The following is a 3,926-nucleotide window of genomic DNA, read 5'->3' as shown; positions in this document are numbered from 1 at the left end:
GTCCTTGTCGTCGTCTTTCTCTTCGTCCTTGGCATCATCATCCTTGCCGGCCTGGCTGATGGTATTCTGCCAGAAACGCATATTTTCCTCGGTCAGTTCGCGCATCAGCTCCATGGGGGTGTGGCGCATGGCTTGCTGCCATTGATCCTTCACTCGCTTCTGCTGCTCCAGCATCAACCGCGTGCCCTGCTCCAGGTAACGTGCCAGAGGGAGCGGCTGGGTCATGGCATAGACGCGGATCAGCTGCTGCAGGAGGTCATTGGAGAAGACCTCGGAATCACCATCGGCCTGTTCCTGCTCGATGATGATCGACAACAGGATGGTGCGGGTCAGATCCTCGCCGGTCTTGGCATCCTCGACGCGGAAGGACTCCTCATCGAGAATCAGGCCGCGGATGTCCTCGAGGGTCACATAGCGACTCTGTTGGGTATCATAGAGTCTGCGGTTGGCATACTTGCGAATCACGCGCACGGCGCTTGCTCCTTGTCATGGCAGGTGGGCAATTACCCACATGCGAGTATTGTGCACCGCGATACCGTCCATGCAAGACCTAACGGCATAAGAGACTCAATGAACCTGATCCTGCTCTCGCCCTCCGACCTCGGCGATGGTCCTCTCGTCAAACTCCGGGATCCGCGCCGCCTGACCCACCTGCGCGAGGTGCATCGGGCAACACCTGGCGACTCCTTCACTCTGGGCATCGAGGGCGGCGGGATAGGACGCGGGACCCTGCTGTCACTCGACGAGCACGAAGCCTGCCTCTCGCTCGAGGCGCTCGATCAGTCACCTCCACCGGCACTACCCGTGCATCTGGTGCTGGCCCTGCCTCGGCCGCGCATGCTGGCGAGAAGCCTGGAGCATGTCACCACACTCGGCGTGAAGCATATCACCCTGCTGCATACGCACCGCGTTGAAAAAAGCTACTGGCAGTCCCCCGAGCTGGTAGCCGAGAAAATCCGCGGACACCTGATACTGGGCCTGGAGCAGGCCAGAGATACCCTGATGCCGGAAGTGACCTTGGCCAAGGGCTTCCGACCCTTCGTCGAAGACATCCTGCCCGGACTGCTGGAAGAACGCCATGGGCTCCTGGCCCATCCCGGCATGCCCATGGCCTGTCCCCGCGACGTTACCGACCCGACCCTTTTGCTGGTGGGCCCGGAGGGCGGCTTCATTCCCTGGGAGGTGGGGAAGCTGCTCGAGGCCGGCTGCCAGGGCATCCATCTGGGGCCCCGCATCCTGCGCGTGGAAACCGCCATCACGGTCTTGCTGTCTCGACTGTTCTGATCGGCTCAGCGCTGGAGCCTTTCCAGCAGGCGCAGCGTCGCGAACCCATCCGGTGTGACGCCGATGGATCGTTGGTAGGTCCGCAGGCCGCGTCGCGTATTGGGCCCCATGATGCCGTCCGGCACCCCCACCTCGAACCCCCGGGCATTGAGCGCTTCCTGCATGTCGCGTACCTGCCGACGCATCAATGGCTGCTCGTCCCGGGGCCAGCCCTGGACGACACCCTGGCGGCCGGCGATCCGGTCGGCGAGGGTCCCCACCGCCAGGGCATAACTGGTGGCATTGTTGTAGCGCAGGATGGATCGATAGTTGGGACCCACCAGGAAGGCCGGCCCGCGGGCCCCGGCCGGGGCGATGATCGAGGCCGACTCGAAACCGGGTAGCGACTCGCCGGTCACGGACCCCACCCCCTGGGCGGCCCACTCACGACTGGCACGCCGGGTGGCAAGCTCGGTCTGCGAATAGTCGAACGCCTCCGGCAGACGCACCTCGACCCCCCAGGGCTCTCCTTGCCGCCAGTTCGCCCGGGCCAGGTAATTGGCGGTCGAGGCCATGACATCGGGGATGCTGCCCCAAATGTCGCGGCGGCCATCGCCGTCGCCATCCACGGCATAGGCCTCGAAGCTGGAAGGAATGAACTGGGTATGGCCCATGGCACCGGCCCAGGAACCGACCATGCGCTCGGGGGCGATGTCGCCCTCGTCGAGGATTCGTAGCGCCGCCAGCAACTCTCCACGGGCAAAATCGCGCCGCCGGCCCTCATAGGCCAGGGTCGCCAGTGACTCGAGTGTCGAGAAGTCACCGCAGTTGTCGCCATAGTTGCTCTCGATACCCCAGATGGCCACGATCACCTCGCCAGGCACGCCGAAGCGCTGCTCCATACGTTGGGCGGTGTCCCGGTAAGTGGCCAGACGCTCACGCCCGTTACTCACCCTGGTGGCCGAAACGGCCGTATCCAGATACTCCCAGATGGGTCGCACGAATTCCGGCTGAGAGCGATCGAGCTCGATCACCCGAGGGCGGTAACGCACGCCATCCAGGGCCCTGGCCAGGGTGGCTTCGCTGATGCCTTCGGCCCTGGCATCGCGCCGAAACCTTGCCAACCAGGTGGGGAATTCCGCCGGCATGTCCGCACCGCCACGAGTCTCGATGGAAGACGAGACCTCGTCTGCACCGCCACTGCCGGCATCGGCCTGGGGGTCCGTGTCACTGGCCTGACTGGAAGGACTGCTCTGGCAGCCGGCCAGGAGCACCAGAAGCATGAAGGGGGGAAGCATCCTGGGCATCGTCACACTTGCACTCCTTGCCATTGACTAGGATGTCGATCATGGCGCAGAACGCGATCTGCCGCCAGCCCGATCAACTCCCCCAGAGTCGCCAGGAAGGGCAGCAGGCCGGCCAGGCCGAGCCACAACGGCAGAGGGGGGATGGATACGCGCGTCATGGTTCCTCCGGATGAGTGGATAGCGCAGGCGCTTGCCAGAGCGCCGCATAGGCGCCGTCGGGATCATAGTACTCGGCCTGCTTATGGACATCGAAGCCACACTGGCGGGGATCTCGTCCGACGCCGGCGACATAGCGCCAGTTACCCCAGTTGCTGGCCACGTCATGATCGATGAGGCAGTGTTCGAACCAGATGGCCCCGATGCGCCAGTCGACATTCAGGTCCCTGACCAGGAAACTCGCGGCGTTCTGGCGAGCCCGGTTGGATAACCAGCCGGTGCTGGCCAATTCTCGCATGGCCGCATCGATGAAGGGCATCCCGGTCTTGCCACGACACCAGGCGAGGAAGTTCGCTGAGGACCCTGGCAGCAGGCGCTTGCCGAAGAGATCCCGGCCCTCCTGTCGAGCGGCCCAATGGAAATACTCCCGCCAGAGCAGTTCGAAGATGACCCAGTAACTCGATTCGCAGACCCCGTACTCCCTCTCCCAGTCACGCACGGCATCATGGATCTGGCGCGCCGACAGGCAGACGTCATCGAACAGCATGCCGCCATCCCCATGGCAGACCTCGGCCTGACCCTGCAGGCGTCGAGCAAGTCCGGAAGCGGCCCGAGTCTCGTCATATCCTGCATCATGTGGCGCACGCGAACCCGAGTCGCCCCGAGCTGCATGACGAGTTCAGTGATGACGTCCTCGGGATTGCCGATGCGTACCAGGAGATCGCTGCCGCGCTTGAGGAGCTCCCCTCGCAGATCGATCAGGCTCTGCCAGAGGAACTGCAGGCGCGCCGGGCCTATCCGGGGGCGCTGCCTCTCCCCGATGAGCGGCGTCAACCACGCCTGATCGAGCACATATACACAGAGCAGATGGCCGGACGGGCGAACACTGTGAAACAGAGGGTTGTCCGCGAGCCGCAGGTCCTGGCGAAGCCAGACGATTTCCACGCTCATCACAGTCCCCCGGAAACAGGCGCCGGGAGCCAGCAACGATCCTCGGGGAAACGGAAACTCGCACCCTGGCACCGCCAGCCAGACGACCGGCCAGGGGACAGGTGTGAACCCGGCTAATTCATCAGGGTGCCGATCGGGCGGTTTGCTCCGAGTCATTGCTGGTCCCGGCCCACTTCAACGTGACCGGGCGGCCTGATGGCCGGCAATCTTATTCTCGGCACGTTCTATAGCCTGGCTTTTTATAACGTT

At 63.9% G+C, this 3,926-nt stretch carries 5 protein-coding genes and 1 pseudogene; 1 reads left to right on the top strand and 5 read right to left on the bottom strand.

Annotation, left to right across the window (positions count from 1 at the left end; all coding sequences use genetic code 11):
• On the bottom strand, positions 1–471 hold a 471-nt coding region (gene phaR / locus ACESMD_RS02560; protein ID WP_372610056.1), incomplete at its 3' end, for a polyhydroxyalkanoate synthesis repressor PhaR.
• Positions 472–570: 99 nt separating this feature from the next.
• Here phaR and ACESMD_RS02555 point away from each other — a divergent pair.
• The gene (locus ACESMD_RS02555; protein WP_372610054.1) at positions 571–1,284 is read left to right on the top strand and encodes a 16S rRNA (uracil(1498)-N(3))-methyltransferase; all 714 of its coding nucleotides are present in this window, start codon (positions 571–573) and stop codon (positions 1,282–1,284) included.
• 5 nt (positions 1,285–1,289) lie between these two features.
• Here the strand turns inward: ACESMD_RS02555 and ACESMD_RS02550 are convergent, their stop codons facing one another.
• The 4 genes and pseudogenes from ACESMD_RS02550 to ACESMD_RS02535 form a co-directional block, all read right to left on the bottom strand.
• Entirely contained in the window at positions 1,290–2,570 is a 1,281-nt protein-coding gene (locus ACESMD_RS02550; protein ID WP_372610058.1) for a lytic murein transglycosylase, read from the bottom strand.
• A gap of 2 nt (positions 2,571–2,572) precedes the next feature.
• Positions 2,573–2,728 carry a hypothetical protein gene (locus ACESMD_RS02545; protein ID WP_372610052.1) on the bottom strand — a complete coding sequence of 52 codons (156 nt, stop codon included), beginning with the start codon at positions 2,726–2,728 and terminating at the stop codon, positions 2,573–2,575.
• Positions 2,725–3,273 (bottom strand): FAD-binding domain-containing protein, encoded by a 549-nt coding sequence (locus tag ACESMD_RS02540; protein ID WP_372610050.1) that lies wholly within the window; start codon positions 3,271–3,273, stop codon positions 2,725–2,727. The genes ACESMD_RS02545 and ACESMD_RS02540 overlap by 4 nt, the downstream gene beginning before the upstream one ends.
• A 149-nt stretch (positions 3,274–3,422) precedes the next feature.
• A pseudogene (locus ACESMD_RS02535) lies at positions 3,423–3,677 on the bottom strand (deoxyribodipyrimidine photo-lyase); the annotation flags it as partial.
• Positions 3,678–3,926: the final 249 nt, after the last annotated feature.

This window comes from Halomonas sp., from assembly GCF_041689495.1.
Lineage (GTDB): Bacteria > Pseudomonadota > Gammaproteobacteria > Pseudomonadales > Halomonadaceae > Halomonas.
This window is presented reverse-complemented; position numbering and strand designations above follow the sequence as displayed.